The organism is Methylocystis sp. Sn-Cys (assembly GCF_016745395.1).
In the GTDB taxonomy this organism is placed as follows: Bacteria; Pseudomonadota; Alphaproteobacteria; order Rhizobiales; family Beijerinckiaceae; genus Methylocystis; species Methylocystis iwaonis.
Map to the genome: position 1 here is coordinate 410,704 of NZ_JAERVJ010000002.1, position 14,483 is coordinate 425,186.

Annotated in this window: 14 protein-coding genes and 1 tRNA gene; 12 read left to right on the forward strand and 3 right to left on the reverse strand. The window is 66.0% G+C overall.

Annotated features, from left to right (window positions below):
* The first annotated feature begins 36 nt into the window (after positions 1-36).
* From JJT62_RS06765 to xseA, 3 genes are all read left to right on the forward strand, one after another.
* Positions 37-909, forward strand: coding sequence for an outer membrane protein (locus JJT62_RS06765; protein WP_202071936.1), 873 nt, complete (start codon positions 37-39; stop codon positions 907-909).
* 183 nt (positions 910-1,092) lie between these two features.
* Entirely contained in the window at positions 1,093-1,536 is a 444-nt protein-coding gene (locus JJT62_RS19080; RefSeq protein ID WP_202071937.1) for a transposase, read from the forward strand.
* Positions 1,537-1,607: 71 nt separating this feature from the next.
* Positions 1,608-3,152, forward strand: a complete 1,545-nt coding sequence (xseA, locus tag JJT62_RS06775) for an exodeoxyribonuclease VII large subunit (protein WP_202071938.1) — start codon at positions 1,608-1,610, stop codon at positions 3,150-3,152.
* Between the two features lie 221 nt (positions 3,153-3,373).
* Here the strand turns inward: xseA and JJT62_RS06780 are convergent, their stop codons facing one another.
* The gene (locus JJT62_RS06780; protein ID WP_202071939.1) at positions 3,374-3,823 is read right to left on the reverse strand and encodes a hypothetical protein; all 450 of its coding nucleotides are present in this window, start codon (positions 3,821-3,823) and stop codon (positions 3,374-3,376) included.
* 329 nt (positions 3,824-4,152) lie between these two features.
* On the opposite strand from JJT62_RS06780, the gene pal reads away from it, so the two are divergent.
* The 3 genes from pal to JJT62_RS06795 all read left to right on the forward strand — a co-directional run bounded on the left by pal (position 4,153) and on the right by JJT62_RS06795 (position 5,357).
* The gene (pal, locus tag JJT62_RS06785; RefSeq protein ID WP_202071940.1) at positions 4,153-4,683 is read left to right on the forward strand and encodes a peptidoglycan-associated lipoprotein Pal; all 531 of its coding nucleotides are present in this window, start codon (positions 4,153-4,155) and stop codon (positions 4,681-4,683) included.
* A gap of 72 nt (positions 4,684-4,755) precedes the next feature.
* Positions 4,756-4,831 (forward strand) — tRNA-Trp (locus JJT62_RS06790).
* 256 nt (positions 4,832-5,087) lie between these two features.
* Complete coding sequence (locus tag JJT62_RS06795; RefSeq protein ID WP_202071941.1) at positions 5,088-5,357, forward strand: hypothetical protein; 270 nt, start codon at positions 5,088-5,090, stop codon at positions 5,355-5,357.
* A 38-nt stretch (positions 5,358-5,395) separates the two neighbouring features.
* On the opposite strand, the gene JJT62_RS06800 is transcribed toward JJT62_RS06795, so the two are convergent.
* Positions 5,396-6,313 carry a phytanoyl-CoA dioxygenase family protein gene (locus tag JJT62_RS06800; protein WP_202071942.1) on the reverse strand — a complete coding sequence of 306 codons (918 nt, stop codon included), beginning with the start codon at positions 6,311-6,313 and terminating at the stop codon, positions 5,396-5,398.
* 167 nt (positions 6,314-6,480) lie between these two features.
* On the opposite strand from JJT62_RS06800, the gene JJT62_RS06805 reads away from it, so the two are divergent.
* The 4 genes from JJT62_RS06805 to JJT62_RS06820 all read left to right on the forward strand — a co-directional run bounded on the left by JJT62_RS06805 (position 6,481) and on the right by JJT62_RS06820 (position 10,077).
* Positions 6,481-6,780, forward strand: coding sequence for a hypothetical protein (locus JJT62_RS06805; protein WP_246744749.1), 300 nt, complete (start codon positions 6,481-6,483; stop codon positions 6,778-6,780).
* A 381-nt stretch (positions 6,781-7,161) separates the two neighbouring features.
* Positions 7,162-8,292 carry a glutamate 5-kinase gene (gene proB / locus JJT62_RS06810; RefSeq protein WP_202071943.1) on the forward strand — a complete coding sequence of 377 codons (1,131 nt, stop codon included), beginning with the start codon at positions 7,162-7,164 and terminating at the stop codon, positions 8,290-8,292.
* 301 nt (positions 8,293-8,593) lie between these two features.
* Positions 8,594-9,346 carry a DUF2076 domain-containing protein gene (locus tag JJT62_RS06815; RefSeq protein WP_202071944.1) on the forward strand — a complete coding sequence of 251 codons (753 nt, stop codon included), beginning with the start codon at positions 8,594-8,596 and terminating at the stop codon, positions 9,344-9,346.
* A gap of 377 nt (positions 9,347-9,723) precedes the next feature.
* Entirely contained in the window at positions 9,724-10,077 is a 354-nt protein-coding gene (locus JJT62_RS06820) for a hypothetical protein (protein ID WP_202071945.1), read from the forward strand.
* A 7-nt stretch (positions 10,078-10,084) separates the two neighbouring features.
* Here JJT62_RS06820 and JJT62_RS06825 read toward each other — a convergent pair whose 3' ends face one another.
* Positions 10,085-11,533: an NAD-dependent succinate-semialdehyde dehydrogenase gene (locus tag JJT62_RS06825; RefSeq protein WP_202071946.1), complete on the reverse strand. Its 1,449-nt coding sequence runs from the start codon at positions 11,531-11,533 to the stop codon at positions 10,085-10,087.
* 296 nt (positions 11,534-11,829) lie between these two features.
* Here JJT62_RS06825 and JJT62_RS06830 point away from each other — a divergent pair, with 296 nt between their 5' ends.
* Together JJT62_RS06830 and JJT62_RS06835 are read left to right on the forward strand one after the other, a co-directional pair.
* Positions 11,830-12,939: a glycosyltransferase family 4 protein gene (locus JJT62_RS06830; protein ID WP_202071947.1), complete on the forward strand. Its 1,110-nt coding sequence runs from the start codon at positions 11,830-11,832 to the stop codon at positions 12,937-12,939.
* Positions 12,936-14,462, forward strand: coding sequence for a hypothetical protein (locus JJT62_RS06835; RefSeq protein ID WP_202071948.1), 1,527 nt, complete (start codon positions 12,936-12,938; stop codon positions 14,460-14,462). The genes JJT62_RS06830 and JJT62_RS06835 overlap by 4 nt, the downstream gene beginning before the upstream one ends.
* Positions 14,463-14,483: the final 21 nt, after the last annotated feature.

Genomic DNA, 14,483 nt, shown 5'->3' on the forward strand with positions numbered 1-14,483 from the left:
GCTTCGCGGCCCTCTTTACGTAAAGGGGAAGTAATCATGGGCCGTATATTCGCCCTCCTTTTTGCGGCCACAGTTCTCGCCGGCGCGACCGCTGGCGCAAACGCCGCCGATCTGCTGCCGCCGCCACCGCCGATCGAACCGCCGCCGCCCGTCGATCTCGGAGGCTGGTACCTGCGCGGCGATGTGGGCGTCGGCGCGACACAGATTTCCGATTGGAACTATTCGCTACGCCCGGGCATCGACGGCGCCGGAAATGTGGTGATCCCCGCCGGTCCGGTCTGGAACACTCACCGAAGCATCGGGGACACGGCCTTCGCGGGCGCAGGCGTCGGCTACCAGTTCAACAGTTGGGTTCGCTTCGATCTGACCGGCGAATACCGCATTCAATCGGCCTATCGCGCCACGAATTTCTTCGCCTTCCCGGGCTGCGGCTCGGCGTGTAGCGGCTTCGACAATTACAACGCCAATCTGGGCACCGCCCTGTTCCTGGCGAACGCCTATGTCGATCTGGGCACCTGGTATGGGCTGACGCCTTTCATCGGCGGCGGCGTCGGCGCGGCCTTCCACAATTTCTCCGGCCTCACGGATGTCGGCTTCGGCGTCGCCAATGGCGGCTATGGCGTCGCCGCCGATACGAATGCGACGAATTTCGCCTGGCAGGTGACAGGCGGCCTCGCCTTCGCGGTGACGCCGAACCTGCGGCTGGAAGTGGCGTATCGCTACCTCGACATGGGCAAGATCACGAGCGGTCCGATCTCCTGCAACGCCCTGCCCTGCTTCGGCGAGCGCCACTCCTTCAACGTCGCCTCCAACGACGTGCGGGTCGGCTTCCGCTACATCATTCCCTCGCTCACGCCAGTGCCGATGATGGCGCCGCCGCCGATGCCCCCGCTGGTGCGGAAATACTGATCCTCCTCAAACGGCGCGGGCGCTCCCCGCGCCGTTTTTTGTTGTGCGCGCCAATTTGGACCGCGCGCCTTCAGGCGCGCTGCAAAAAGCTATTGTCATGACCGACGATCACAAAGGCTGGCATTCGCGCGGCTATCTTCCGCATTTCGACTGTCCCGAAAGCATCCAGCCCTCCCAAAAACCGTGGTCGACGCCCTCCCCGCCAGCGTGGATCGCAGGCGTGAAATCGACGCCGCGCTCGACCGCTGCGATGGCCCCCGGCCATTGGCCGACCCGCAAGCGGCGAAAACCGTCCAAAACGCGATCCTCCATTTTGATGGAGACCGCTACCGCCTGCTCGCTTGGTGCGTCATGCCCAATCATGTCCATGTCGTCGTGGAAGCCTTTGCAGGCTTCCCGCTCGGCGGACTGGTTCGTAGCTGGAAGGCGTTCAGCGCTGCACAAATCAACCGCGCGCTAGCGAGGCGCGGGGCGTTTTGGGCGCCTGACTATTTCGACCGTTATGTCAGGGATGAGACGGACTTGGCGGCGACGATCGACTACGTGGAGAATAATCCAGTCGTCGCGGGGTTGGCTTCGACTCCCGGTGATTGGCCCTGGTCTTCTGCGAGCGTGATGCGCGCCTGAAGGCGCGCGGTCCGGGCGCCCATTGGACCGCGCGCCTTCAGGCGCGCTGCCGACCCGGCTATACTCCCGATATGCTCAATCCAGACATCCCCGCCCCGGCATCCGACGCCGGCCTGACAAACGCCCCGGAAATCAGCGTCACGGAACTCGCCAATGCGCTCAAACGCACGGTCGAGGACCGTTTCGGGCGGGTGCGGGTGCGCGGCGAAATCTCGAATTATCGCGGGCCGCACGCCTCCGGCCACGCCTATTTCTGCCTGAAGGACCAGGGCGCGCGGCTCGACGCCGTGATCTGGAAGGGGACCTTCATGCGCCTGCGCACCCGGCCGCAGGAAGGCCTCGAAGTCGTCGCGACGGGACGCATCACCACCTTCCCCGGCAAATCCTCCTATCAGATCGTCATCGAATCGCTGGAGCCGGCGGGCGTCGGGGCGCTGATGGCGCTGCTCGACGAGAGGCGCAAGAAGCTCGCGGCCGAGGGGCTGTTCGACGAAGCGCGCAAGCGCCCCCTGCCCTTTCTGCCCAAGGTCATCGGCGTCGTGACTTCGCCGACCGGCGCGGTCATTCGCGACATTCTGCACCGGCTGAACGACCGCTTTCCGCGCCATGTGCTGGTCTGGCCGGTGCGGGTGCAAGGCGAGACCTCGGCGGCCGAGGTGGCGGCGGCGATCGACGGCTTCAACGCCCTGCCGGTCGACGGCCCGGTTCCGCGCCCGGACGTTCTCATTGTCGCGCGCGGCGGCGGCTCGCTCGAGGATTTGTGGAGCTTCAACGAGGAGATCGTCGTGCGCGCGGCCGCCGCCAGCGCCATTCCCCTGATCTCCGCCATTGGCCATGAGACCGACACCACGCTGATCGACTTCGTCGCCGATCTGCGCGCGCCGACGCCCACCGGCGCGGCCGAGAAAGCCGTGCCGGTGCGCGCCGAGCTGGCCGAGCATCTCGCGGCGCGGGCGCGGCGCCTTGCGATGGCGAAGACGCGGGCCGTCGAGCAGCGCCGCCTGCAGCTTGCGACCTTCGCGCGCCTGCTGCCGGCGCCCGAGCAGTTGCTGCAGACGCCGCGCCAGCGGCTCGACCGCGCCTCGGAACGCCTGCGCGCGACGCTGCGGGCGCGCCAGGACGGCCAGCGTCTCCAGCTCGCACGGCTCGCGCATGTGCTGTCCAGACACTCGCCACAGGCGGAGCTTGCGGGCCAGAAAGAGAAACTCAGGGGCCTCGGCGCGCGGCTAAAAGCCGGGCTCGACGCGCGCGTGGCGCTGGCGCATCACGAGAACAAGGGGGCAAGGCGGCGCATGGAAAGCGCCGCCGCAAGGCTCCCGCAGGCGATCGCAGCGCTGATCGCGCGCAAGAATGAGCGCCTGGAGCGGCTTGCGCGCCTGCAGGATTCCCTCAGCCACAAAGCCGTGCTGGCCCGAGGCTTTGCGCTGGTGCGCGACGAGAGCGACGCGCTTGTCCGCAGCGTCGCGCAGGCCCCGGCCGGCGCCGCGCTGACCATCGAATTCGCCGACGGCCGCATCGCCGCGCGGGCCGGAGAAGCCGACGCGCCGACGATAACGCCCGCCTCCCGGAAGAAACCGCGCAAGACGCCGGGCGGCGATCAGGGCTCGCTCTTCTGAGCTGAGCCCGTCATTGCGAGCGAAGCGAAGCAATCCAGGGCGGCGATGCGGCCCTGGATTGCTTCGTCGGCTCCGCCTCCTCGCAATGACGGCGGTGGTTTCCTGCGTGTCCAAACGGCGCGAGCGTCGGGAATGGCGCCGAACCAATCGAGCGCATCTCGCGTCATTCCCGACGCTCGCGAAGCGAGCGGTCGGGAATGACAGACGCCCGAGTGTTCAAGCTATTCGAAGCGCATCTGGAAGGCGACGATCTCGCGCTGCATGGCCGACCGCGGCAAATAGCAGAAGACATTGGTGGAAACCTTAGCCTCCTGGCAATGCTCGTGGACGTCGGTCCAGTCGTAGCCGAGAGTATCCATGCAGGCTCTGATCTTTTGGTGGATCAACCGGGGATTATCGCGCCGTTCCAGTGGATTATCGCGCTCGACCTGGAACTCGCAGTCCGTGACGTCGATCTTCTGACCTTCGAAATAGCGCCCGCTGATGTCGCTGGTGACGAACATCGCTTCCGTGGCGAGAATAAAGACGAGGCCGAAAACAAGAGCGAGCCTTTCCTGTGTCTTGGACTTCAGGAAATGGACATCGAAGAGCGAGAAAACGCCGATGACGAGCAGGCCGCCGCCCAGGATCAGGGTGAGCGGCGTGAAGAACGGCGCTATTCCCTCATTCATCTTGTCCTCCCGACTCGCCGCCGATGGATAATGATAGTCAGACCGGGGCCGCCGGCAAGAACGATGGCGGGTTCTAGGCAGGGACACTGGGGCTTTTTGACAAAAGTCACCGTGACTTTGTCGCGCGCCGAGGGCCGGGCGATGGCCGCGGCGAGCCCGAGCGCGGCCGTTCATATTTCGTTAACCATTTAACTTTTTAGTAAGGATGAGGCGAATTCGATCGAATGCCACGGGATTTCCACACCTTCGATTAAGGTTGCCGGAACCTTCGCTTAACCATGCGGGACTAGCACTATCCGCAGTTGGTTTACCGTAACAGGAGTTCCTCGATGATCCTTTCTGCTGGCGCCCGCTGCGCCAAATTCGCTGTCGCCATGACGGCGGCCCTGGCCATGGCGGCCTGCGCGAAAAATGCGGCGGACGAGGCCGGCGCCGACCTCGCGGGGGGCGCGGGCGGCCGCGGCGGGATTGCCCGCAACGGCGTCGCGACCCCGGGCAGCGCGCAGGACTTTGCGACCAACGTCGGCGATCGCGTTTTCTTCGAGACGGACTCGACCGATCTGACGGCAACCGCCCAATCCACGCTCGACCGTCAGGCGGAGTGGCTCAATCGCTACGGCCGCTACAGCTTCGCCGTCGAAGGCCACGCCGACGAACGCGGCACGCGCGAATATAATTTCGCGCTGGGCGCCCGCCGCGCCGAGGTCGCCAAAAACTATCTGATCTCGCGCGGCGTCTCCGCTTCGCGCATCCGCACGGTGAGCTACGGCAAGGAGCGACCGGTCGCGGTGTGCGACGATATTTCCTGCTGGTCGCAGAACCGCCGGGCCGTCACTTTGCTCGCAGGCGGAAATTCCTGATCATAAGATCAAAACGCGCTTGCGTCGGCGGCGCTGTTGCGGCATGAGAGGCGCGCGCCGACTGGCGCACGCAGGAGTGTAGCTCAACTGGTAGAGCACCGGTCTCCAAAACCGGGGGTTGGGGGTTCGAGCCCCTCCACTCCTGCCATTAAATCAAATATGCGCGCGGCGGCCCAACAGTAGCGGCGCCCAATGCGTCCTCGGGGTAATGCCCCGCCCTCGCCTCCCCATCCAGACCGACACTGCGCCCGGCCCTCGCATGGGGCTGGCAATCTCTCTGCCTCAACTTACATCCGGCTGCGCCCGGCCAGGCGGCGCGTGTTGGCGAAGCAGGGCGCATGCATATTGCGCCCCGCGCGCGGAGCGCCAGATTTCTTGCAGGCGGCAAGACGAAAGGCGTCCCCATGGCCCAAGGCATCCACTTCACAGGCGCCTATGCGCCGATCGCATTGCCGGGCCTCGTTCCGGGGGGATGGTATCTCGGCTTCGCCTGCAAGCGCTGCCGGCAGCATTTCGCCGTACTCAATGACCCGTCCGATGGGGCGCCGCTCGAACTATCGGGCTCGGCGTCCTTCACGACGGCCTGCCCGAACTGCGACGTGCAAAGCGAATATTCGACGGCCGATCTCGTCCAGTTTCAGGCTGCCCAGGGCGGCCCATCCTCCACGGCTTGAATGGCCGCGCGTGGTCTCGTTTGGGGCTTCTTCTTCTTCTAATCCTTCGGATTTCGCCTATTCGCGAATGCCGATATGATCTGTTGCACGAGCGAGCGTCCGTCGACGCGCACGCCGGAGAGCCCGCTCTCCTTTCGCACATCTTTCACCCGCCGCCTGATGGTCGTCCCGACCATTGCGTCGTTTTTCAGCGGCGTCGTATAGCGGCACCCTTCGAAGAAATAATGCGTGACCTGGCTCCAGCGCGATCGGGCGGCGTCAACGCGCGGCGCGCCGCCGTGCAGGAGGTTCGAGGCCCAGATCAGCGCCTGTCCCTTGCGCGCGAGAAAGGTTTGCCGCTCGACGCCCAGGGCTTTTGGCAGCGCGTCATGCAGATGGACGAACTTCCGCACTGCGGCGTCGGGCGGGTCATTCGCCAGCGACACGCCGATGTGCTCATTGCCGTAGCTCGGCCAGACATGCGAGCCGGGATAATAGTAAAGCGGCCCCGCATCCGCACCCACGTCCTCGAGGGCGACCCAGACCCCGCACATGAAGCGCTCGGGGATGGCGCTGAAGTGAATATGGTCGCTATGCGCGGGCTGCTGCGTGCCGATCGGGAAATTCAGCGTTTGAAAGGGAAACGCCCTCTTTCCGTAGAGGGCGGAAAGAAGATCGAGAATGGCGTCGTTGCAGGCGATGTCGCGCACGTCCCGGTCGAACTCCCAGGCGTCCTGGATGCGCGCGCTCATCGGGCAGGCGGCGGGGTCTGACCATCCGAAACGCGCCGCCAGACGGTTTTTGATCGCCTCGGCTTTTTCGTCGAATCGAGCGTCGGGAAAGTCGATGACCGCGAAACCATGGTCGTGCAATTGCTGCGCGATGAGCTGATAGCTTTTCGGCAGCGACGAAATGTCCCGGGCGAAAAAGGGGCTCTCGATCAACGGCACGCCCGGCAATAAGTCCTTCGTCAACATCGCTGATCTCGTCGCCGTAAATGAAACTGCGCCATCCTAGCAGGGCGGCGCCCTCCCGCCCAACCCTCCCCCGCCACCCGGGCGCGGGCTTGCTCCAGGAAGGGGCGATCCTATCTTCGGGAAGCGTTATCCCAGTGCAAGAGCTACGAAATTTTGGGAGGTTGCCGATGAAGAAATTCGTATTGGCCACGACCTGCGCCCTCGGCGCCGCCGTGCTGGCGCCGCTCGCTCTCGCCCAGGCGCCGGCGCCAGCGCCAGCGGCGCCCGCCGCGCCCGATTGCCCGGCGCAGGCGTCCGCCAAGAAACTGGCTGGCGCGGCGCTCAACAGCTTCCTGAAGAAGTGCGAACGCGACGCAGCGACCGCCTCCTGCAACACGGCGGCCGCGGAGAAGAAGCTCGCCGGCGCCGCCAAGTCGAGCTTCACGAAAAAATGCGTGAAAGACGCCACCGAGAAAAAGCCGCAGTGACCTGAGTCGCTCGCGAAACCAAGATTTGGAACATACGGCGGCGCAAGCCGCCGTCCTCGTTTTGGGTGCGCGCCGCCCGCCGCGGCGCTCGGAATCGGGGTTAACAAACTGCGCAACCGCGTCATGCCCGCGCTTCGCGGGCATCCACGCCAGGACATTGCGACACGCGGGGAGAAGAAGACGCGGCGTTATTCCGGCTCATGCTCTCAGCTTTCCGGGTCGGCGCGGCGTGGATGGCCGGGACAAGCGCGGCCATGACGGCGGAGCGGAGCATCTCTGCTGGTTAACCCCAATTCGGAGCGCTGCCCCGTCTCGCCCATTTGCAGCCACCCGCCCCTTGAGCTAACTCTCGCGCTTCCCGCGGCATCGTTCCCTGAGCCTATGACCTATCGCGCGCCCGACATCGCCTCCTTCCGCCGCATCGTCGTCAAGGTCGGCTCGTCCCTCCTCGTCGACCCCAAGGAAGCGGCGGCCAAGCGGCGCTGGCTGACGCGGCTCGCCGACGACATCGCGACCCTGCACCGCGGCGGCGCCGACGTTCTGGTCGTTTCCTCCGGCGCGGTGGCGCTGGGACGCAGCGTGCTCGGCTTTCCGAACGGCGCGCTGCCGCTGGAGGACAGTCAGGCGGCGGCCGCCATCGGGCAGATCGCCCTCGCCCGCCTCTGGGCCGAGGCGCTGCACGAGCGCGGCCTGATCGCCGGACAGGTGCTCGTCACCTTCGGCGATACGGAAGAGCGCCGCCGTTATCTCTATGCGCGCGAATGCCTCAACCGGCTCATGTCGCTGCGCGCCGTGCCGGTGATCAATGAGAATGACACGGTCGCGACCGCGGAAATCCGCTACGGCGACAATGACCGGCTCGCAGCCCGCGTCGCCACAATGGCGAGCGCCGATCTTCTCGTGCTGCTCTCGGACGTCGATGGTCTCTACACCGCCCCGCCCGCCTCCGATCCCAGCGCCCGGCATATTCCGGTCGTGCCGCGTGTGACGGCGGAAATCGAGGCCATGGCCGGCGGCGCCGCGTCGCAATATTCGCGCGGCGGCATGCGCACCAAGATCGAAGCGGCGAAGATCGCCACCACTGGCGGCGCGCATATGGTCATCGCGGACGGGCGCGCCGAGGCGCCGATCGAGCGCATCGCCAAGGGCGAACGCTGCACCTGGTTCCTCACGCCGTCGAACCCGGTGACGGCCCGCAAGAAATGGATCGCCGGCTCGCTCGAGCCCAAGGGCGCGGCGCATATCGACGAGGGCGCGGCGAGAGCGCTTCTTGCCGGCGCGAGCCTGCTGCCGGCGGGCGTCACGCGCCTCGAAGGCGGCTTCGCGCGCGGCGATTGCATTGTGATCCGCGATCATCGCGGCGGCGAGATCGGACGGGGCCTCGTGACCTATGACGCCCTCGACGCGGCGAAAATCATCGGCCGCTCGACCAGGGACATCGAGTCGATCCTGGGCTTCAAGGGCCCGGACGAGATCATCCACCGGGACGATATGGCGCTTGCGGGCGAGTGATATTCGCGACGCTCGCGCCGTTTGGACACGCAGGAAACCACCGCCGTCATGCGAGAAGGCGGAGCCGACGAAGCAATCCAGGGCCGCATCGCCGCCCTGGATTGCTTCGCTTCGCTCGCAATGACGGGCTTTGGGCAAAACCAGCGCTTTTGTGGCTCTGGCTTCCCGGTCGGGCTTTCAGCCCCGCCATCTTGCAAAACTTTAACACGGCGGCGCTGGCGGCCGCACTTGGCGGGCGCGCCGCCTTCCCCCATATTCGACTCGCCGCGCCTTTCGGGCCGGTTCCTATGTGGAGAGACTGATGTCACCGGAAGAACGTCAACTGCTCGTCGGGCTGTTCGAGCGCACGAAGAGCGCCGCCAACGGTCCACGCGACCAGGAGGCGGAAACTTTCATCAGCGAGCAGGTCAAGCAGCAGCCGGCCGCGCCTTATCTTCTGGCGCAGACGGTGATCGTGCAGGACCAGGCCCTGCAGGGCGCCAATGCGCGCATCCAGGCGCTCGAAGCACAGGTGAAGGAATTGCAGTCGAAGCCCGCCGGCGGTTTTCTCGGCGGCCTCTTCGGCGGCGGTCAGCAGCGTCAGGCTCCGCCGCCGCCTCAGGCCGCGCCGAGCGGACCGTGGGGCGCGCCGCCTCAGGGCGGCCGCAATCCCGTTGCGGGCGGCTACGCCCCGCAGGGATGGGGCCAGCAGCAGCCGCAGGCGCCGGCCGGCGGCGGCAACAGCTTCCTGCACGGGGCGCTGGGGACGGCGGCGGGCGTCGCGGGCGGCGTGCTGCTCGCTGACGGCATCCGCAGCCTGTTCAGCCATGGCTCGGGCGCCGGCGGGATGGCCAATCTCGGCATCGGCTCGGGCTTCACGCCCACCGGCGAGACGACCATCGTCAACAATTATTACGGCGACGAGCCCGGAGCCCCCGGAGCCTATGACGCCGGCTACGACCCGGGCTACGACGACTCGGGCAATGTCAGCGACGCGGGCTATAGCTCGGACCCCGGCTATGACGACGGGGGCGGCTTCGACGACGACGGCGGCGACGGCGGCTTCGACGTCTGAGCCACGCCGACGGGAACCCAGGGCCTGAGGCGGACCTTTACTGGCTCTGGATTCCTGGTCGGGCCCTGCGGCCCTCGCAAATACGGACCCGCCGGGCGACCGGCGGGTCTTTTTGTTTACAAACCTCCGAGGCGGCCTCTTCCTTCGAGACGCGAGCGTCGCTCGCCCCTCCGGATGATGCCTAAGTGTTTGGCGCAGATGCAAAAAAAGCCACTCATGCTGAGGAGCCTGCGCAGCAGGCGTCTCGAAGCACGAGGGGCGGCGCCAGCCTGATCCGCCGGCCGACCGGCTAAAAGCCCTGTGCGCCATCGCACGAACTTTCCGCTCCAGAGCCCCTAAACCTCATTCATCGAATGAGAGACAGAAGGGGCCTGGACATGAACCGCACCGAAACCACCCGCGAGATGCTTTCCCGCAAATTCGCCTCGCGCCCGATGCGCGCCGCCGTCGCGGTGAAGATCGCTTTCTTGATCCTCGGCGCCGATGTGAGCTTCGCAGCGGCCAAGGCCTATTTTCACGCGCCCGCCGCCCCGGCTGTCGGCGCCAGCGTCTCGGCGGTCGCGCCCTTCATCCTCCCGGTCGAGGAAAAGGCGGAGGTCCGCCCGGAAGCCGCCCCGCAGCCCGTGGCCGTCGCCAGCGCCGCGAGCTGCCACGAGGTGCTGACCCAGACCGACGACGGCTATGGCGTGCGCGGCTCGGTCACCCGCATCGTCTGCCGCAAGGCGCTGTAAGGGCGGCTTACATGCCGCCGATACAGACGTATTTCATCTCCAGATAATCATCGATGCCATAGCGCGAGCCCTCGCGGCCCATGCCCGAATGCTTGATCCCGCCGAAAGGCGCGGCTTCCGAGGTGAGGATGCTTTCGTTCACCCCCACCATGCCGAATTCGAGCTTCTCGGCGACGCGGAAAATGCGCGCAACGTCGTTGCTGTAGAAATAAGACGAGAGGCCGTAGGGCGTGGCGTTGGCCAGCCGGATCGCCTCCTCCTCCGTCTCGAAGGCGATCACCGGCGCGACCGGGCCGAAGGTCTCCTCGCGGAAGATCAGCGCGTCGGCAGAAACGCCGCCCAGCACCGTCGGCTGGAAGAACAGACCGCCGAGCGCATGTCGGGCGCCGCCGGTCAGCACTTTGGCGCCATGCGCCACGGCGTCGGCGATATGGCGCTCCACCTTCTCGACCGCCGCCTCCTCGATCAACGGACCCACGTCGACGCCCTCCTGCACGCCCGCGCCCACCTCCAATGCGCTCGCCGCCTCGGCGAGCTTCTGCGAGAAGGCGTCGGCGACGCTTCTCTGCACGAGGAAGCGGTTGGCCGACACGCAGGTCTGCCCGCAGTTCCGGTATTTGGTGGCGATGGCGCCCTTCACGGCGCGATCGAGATCGGCGTCCTCGAAGACGATGAGCGGCGCATTGCCGCCGAGCTCCATCGAGCACTTCTGCACATTGTCGGCAGCCTGGCGGAGGAGAATCTTGCCCACCTCCGTCGAGCCCGTGAAGGTGAGCTTGCGCACGATCGGATTGCGCGTCAGCTCCTGCCCGACGGGAACAGGGTCACGCGCGGTCACGACATTGATGACGCCCGCCGGCACGCCCGCGCGCTCAGCCAGCTCCGCCAGCGCGAGCGAAGAAAAGGGCGTCAGCTCCGCCGGCTTCACAACCATCGTGCAGCCGGCGCCGAGCGCCGCCGAAACCTTACGCGCCAGCATCCCCGAGGGAAAATTCCAGGGCGTGATGGCCGCCGTGACGCCGATGGCCTGCTTCAGGACAAGGAGCCGCCTGTCCATCCCGCCCGGCACGATGTCGCCATAGACGCGGCGGCCTTCTTCGGCGAACCAGTCGATATAGGAAGCGCCATAGGCGATCTCGCCGCGCGCCTCGAAGAGCGGCTTGCCCTGCTCCGCCGTGATGATGTGCGCGAGGCGCTCCTGATCGGCCATGACCAGATCGAACCAGCGGCGCATGATCTGCGCCCGCTCCTTCGCCGGACGATCGCGCCAGATCGGCAGCGCCCAGGAAGCAGCCTCGATCGCCTGCCGCGTCTCGGCGGCGCCCATATCGGGCACGGTCCCGAGCGTCTCGCCCGTGGCGGGATTGGTCACCGCGAAAACCCCGCCGTCATTGGCTGCGACCCATTCGCCGCCGATAAAAGCGCGCTGTTTCAAAGAGAGCTCGTCGACCTTCATACGCCGCAACCTTCGTCCTCGCGCCAGATGGCGCATATGCAGCCAGTCGTTGCCTCGCCATACGAAGGGCTGGTCAGATTCGTCGATCTAGCAGGAATTTCCCTGAAAATGCGGAAGGCGCTTTTCCGTGAGCCTGCTCAGCGCCTCTGATACAGGACAGAAGGGGTCCGTTTTCAAGAAAAAATACATCTTCGTGAATTAGCAATTTTTCCAAGATTTCTCACCCCCGCCCGAAAGAGGCGTCCATCCCTGGCAGATTGCGCCCGAGCGCGCGCGATGCAACCGAGCGAAATTTCTTGAGCCCCACCCGAGAGAAGACCGTCGCCATCGTCCAGACACAGGCGGAGAACGCCGGCGCGCAGGAGATCGCCCGCCAACTTGCCAATGGCTTTGCGGCGCGCGGCTGGCGGGTGCGGCAGATTTTCTTCTTTCGACGCACCGAGAGCTTCGACGCCGACCCCAACGTCTTCTTCTGCGCCAAGGAACGGCCGTCGACCGCTTTTGGCGTGTTGAAGCTGATCGGCGCGCTTTATAGCGAGTTTCGCCGCGAGAAGCCGGACGCCGTCGTGACCCTTCAGCACTATGGCAATCTGATCGGCGCGCCAATCGCGCGTCTTGCCGGCAAGTCCGTCGTTATCGCCAACCAGTTGACCTCGGCGCAGCTCGTCCCCGGCCCTGTCGCGCTCGCCGACAAACTCATGGGCGCGGTCGGCTTCTACGACCATATTGTGGTCAATTCCGCGCAGACCGAGGCGGAGTATCGTGACTATCCGTCGTCCTATGCGAAGCTGCTGACGCGCGTCGATCATGGGTTCTTCGACAAATCGTCGACGCTTGCCAAATCCCAAGCGCGCGCGCGGCTCGGTTTGCCGCAAGAGGTTCCCTTGCTCGGCTGCGCGGCGCGGCTGCATCATTTGAAACAGCTCGATCTCGCCATACGCACGCTCGTTGAAAACCCGGATCAGCATCTCGCGCTCGCCGGCCAGGGACAGGAGCGCGAAAATCTGGAGGCGTTCGCCGCCGCGCTCGGCGTCGCCGATCGCACGCATTTCCTCGGCGAGCTCGGAACCTCGCAAATGGGCGCGTTTCTCGCGTCGCTCGACTGTTTCGTCTTCCCCAGCGCCGCCGAGACATTCGGCCTCGCCCCGGTAGAGGCGGCGCAGGCCGGCGTCCCGGTCGTCGTCAATGACATCGAGGTTCTGCGCGAGGTGCTCGCAGTAGACGGCGAGCCTTGCGCCATCTTTGTCGACGCGCGCGACACGAAGGCTTTTGCGGCAGCGACGCGGCGTCTTCTCTCCGACGCGGAACTCTCCGCGAAGCTCACCGCCGTCGGGCGGCGCCTGACCGAGCGCTACCCCCTCGACGCCATGATCGAGGATTACGTGCGCCTCGCAGCTTCGGCATGACCTATCGTCGCATTCTCATCGTCGTCGCCGCCTCGCGCTTCATGCGCTGGCACGAGCGTTTGCGGGATGCCCTGGCGCAACGCTGGCCGCAAGCGGAAATCGCCTTTTGTTTCGACCCTCGGGAGGATGATCGTCCAGCCGCGCAGACGCAGCTCCTCGCGCTCGAGCGCATGCTGCTGCGCCGTAACAAAGAGACGCTCTGCGACCTTCTGCACGTAATGCCGCAGAACGCGCCTCTGGAAGCCGGAGCCGATATTGCCATTGATCTCGTCGGCGACGCCTCTTCGACCTGCGCCGCGCGCGTTCTGCGCCCGCTTTACGACGGACAGAAAACGGACCAAGGCGCCGTCGCCGCCATACTCTCGGGCGCCGCGCCGACCCTCGCCGTCGAGGACGCCGCGACGGGGGCTATACTCGTTGAGGGCCTTCCGTCTTTCGAAGCCGCCGACGGTCTCATCGGCGGCCTGGAAGCCGTTTACTCACGCATCTGCGTGCTGATCGAAAAAGCGCTGGCGACGCCGGACAGCGCCGTCGCGACTTCCGCTAGCCACAGCAAGAGACGCCCCCGCGCGCTCGCGGCCTTCGCCGCATGCAACCTCGCCCATGAATGCGCGCGCTGGCTCTACCATCTTTGCTGCCACTCGCCGCATTGGCGGATCGGCTGGCGCTTTGTCGACGGTCCCGGCGTCATCGAAACCGGCGATCTCTCCGGGAGCAAATGGCGAGCCCTGCCGGATGAGACGACGAGCTTCGCGGCCGATCCCTTCCCGATCGACTGGCGCGGCCAAAGGGGCGTGTTCTACGAGCGTCTCGATTACCGCCGGGGCGTTGGCGACATATGCTTCCAGCCCTTCGACGACACCGGCCCTGCTGGCGCGCCCGTCGAGGCCCTGAGCGAATCCTGGCATCTCTCCTATCCCTTCCTCATCGAGGAGGATGGCGCGCTTTATATGATCCCAGAGGCTTCGGCCTCGGGCGCGATCACACTCTACCGCTGCGTGGAATTTCCGGCGAAATGGGAGCCTGTCGCGACGCTGGTCGAAGGCGTCGAGGCCGCCGACGCTACGATTTTCCGCCACGGCGGTCGGTATTGGATGACCTCCGTTGTGCGCGACGGCTACGGTGGCTACTCCGACACGCTCGCCATCCATCACGCGCCGAGCCTCTTTGGGCCATGGGAGGCCCATGAGCTGTCGCCCGTGCTGGTCGATTCGCGCGTGGCGCGTCCCGCTGGCGCGGTCGTTTCGCATAATGGCGCGCTGTTGCGGCCCGTGCAGGACTGCTCGCGCGGCTATGGCAAAGAGATGGCGATCATGCGCATCAACGCGCTCGACCCGCGCACCTTCCGGCAAACGCTTGTCGCCCATCTCGGGCCGGGCAGAGATTGGCCGGGAAACCGCCTGCATACGCTGAACCGTTGCGGCCGCCTGGAAGTGATCGACGGCGCGATCCTCACGCCGAAATACATGCCGTTACGGCGCGCGCTGCATCGGGCGATCGACGGTCGCGGCTTGGATGCGTGAGACGCGCGCGTTGCGAGCGCG

Excerpts from the sequence above, each read along its gene's own strand:
- JJT62_RS06765 (WP_202071936.1), top strand. The coding sequence starts at position 37 with ATGGGCCGTATATTCGCCCTCCTTTTTGCGGCCACAGTTCTCGCCGGC.
- xseA (WP_202071938.1), top strand. The coding sequence starts at position 1,608 with ATGCTCAATCCAGACATCCCCGCCCCGGCATCCGACGCCGGCCTGACA.
- JJT62_RS06780 (WP_202071939.1), bottom strand. The coding sequence starts at position 3,823 with ATGAATGAGGGAATAGCGCCGTTCTTCACGCCGCTCACCCTGATCCTG.
- pal (WP_202071940.1), top strand. The coding sequence starts at position 4,153 with ATGATCCTTTCTGCTGGCGCCCGCTGCGCCAAATTCGCTGTCGCCATG.
- JJT62_RS06795 (WP_202071941.1), top strand. The coding sequence starts at position 5,088 with ATGGCCCAAGGCATCCACTTCACAGGCGCCTATGCGCCGATCGCATTG.
- JJT62_RS06800 (WP_202071942.1), bottom strand. The coding sequence starts at position 6,313 with ATGTTGACGAAGGACTTATTGCCGGGCGTGCCGTTGATCGAGAGCCCC.
- JJT62_RS06805 (WP_246744749.1), top strand. The coding sequence starts at position 6,481 with ATGAAGAAATTCGTATTGGCCACGACCTGCGCCCTCGGCGCCGCCGTG.
- proB (WP_202071943.1), top strand. The coding sequence starts at position 7,162 with ATGACCTATCGCGCGCCCGACATCGCCTCCTTCCGCCGCATCGTCGTC.
- JJT62_RS06815 (WP_202071944.1), top strand. The coding sequence starts at position 8,594 with ATGTCACCGGAAGAACGTCAACTGCTCGTCGGGCTGTTCGAGCGCACG.
- JJT62_RS06820 (WP_202071945.1), top strand. The coding sequence starts at position 9,724 with ATGAACCGCACCGAAACCACCCGCGAGATGCTTTCCCGCAAATTCGCC.
- JJT62_RS06825 (WP_202071946.1), bottom strand. The coding sequence starts at position 11,533 with ATGAAGGTCGACGAGCTCTCTTTGAAACAGCGCGCTTTTATCGGCGGC.
- JJT62_RS06835 (WP_202071948.1), top strand. The coding sequence starts at position 12,936 with ATGACCTATCGTCGCATTCTCATCGTCGTCGCCGCCTCGCGCTTCATG.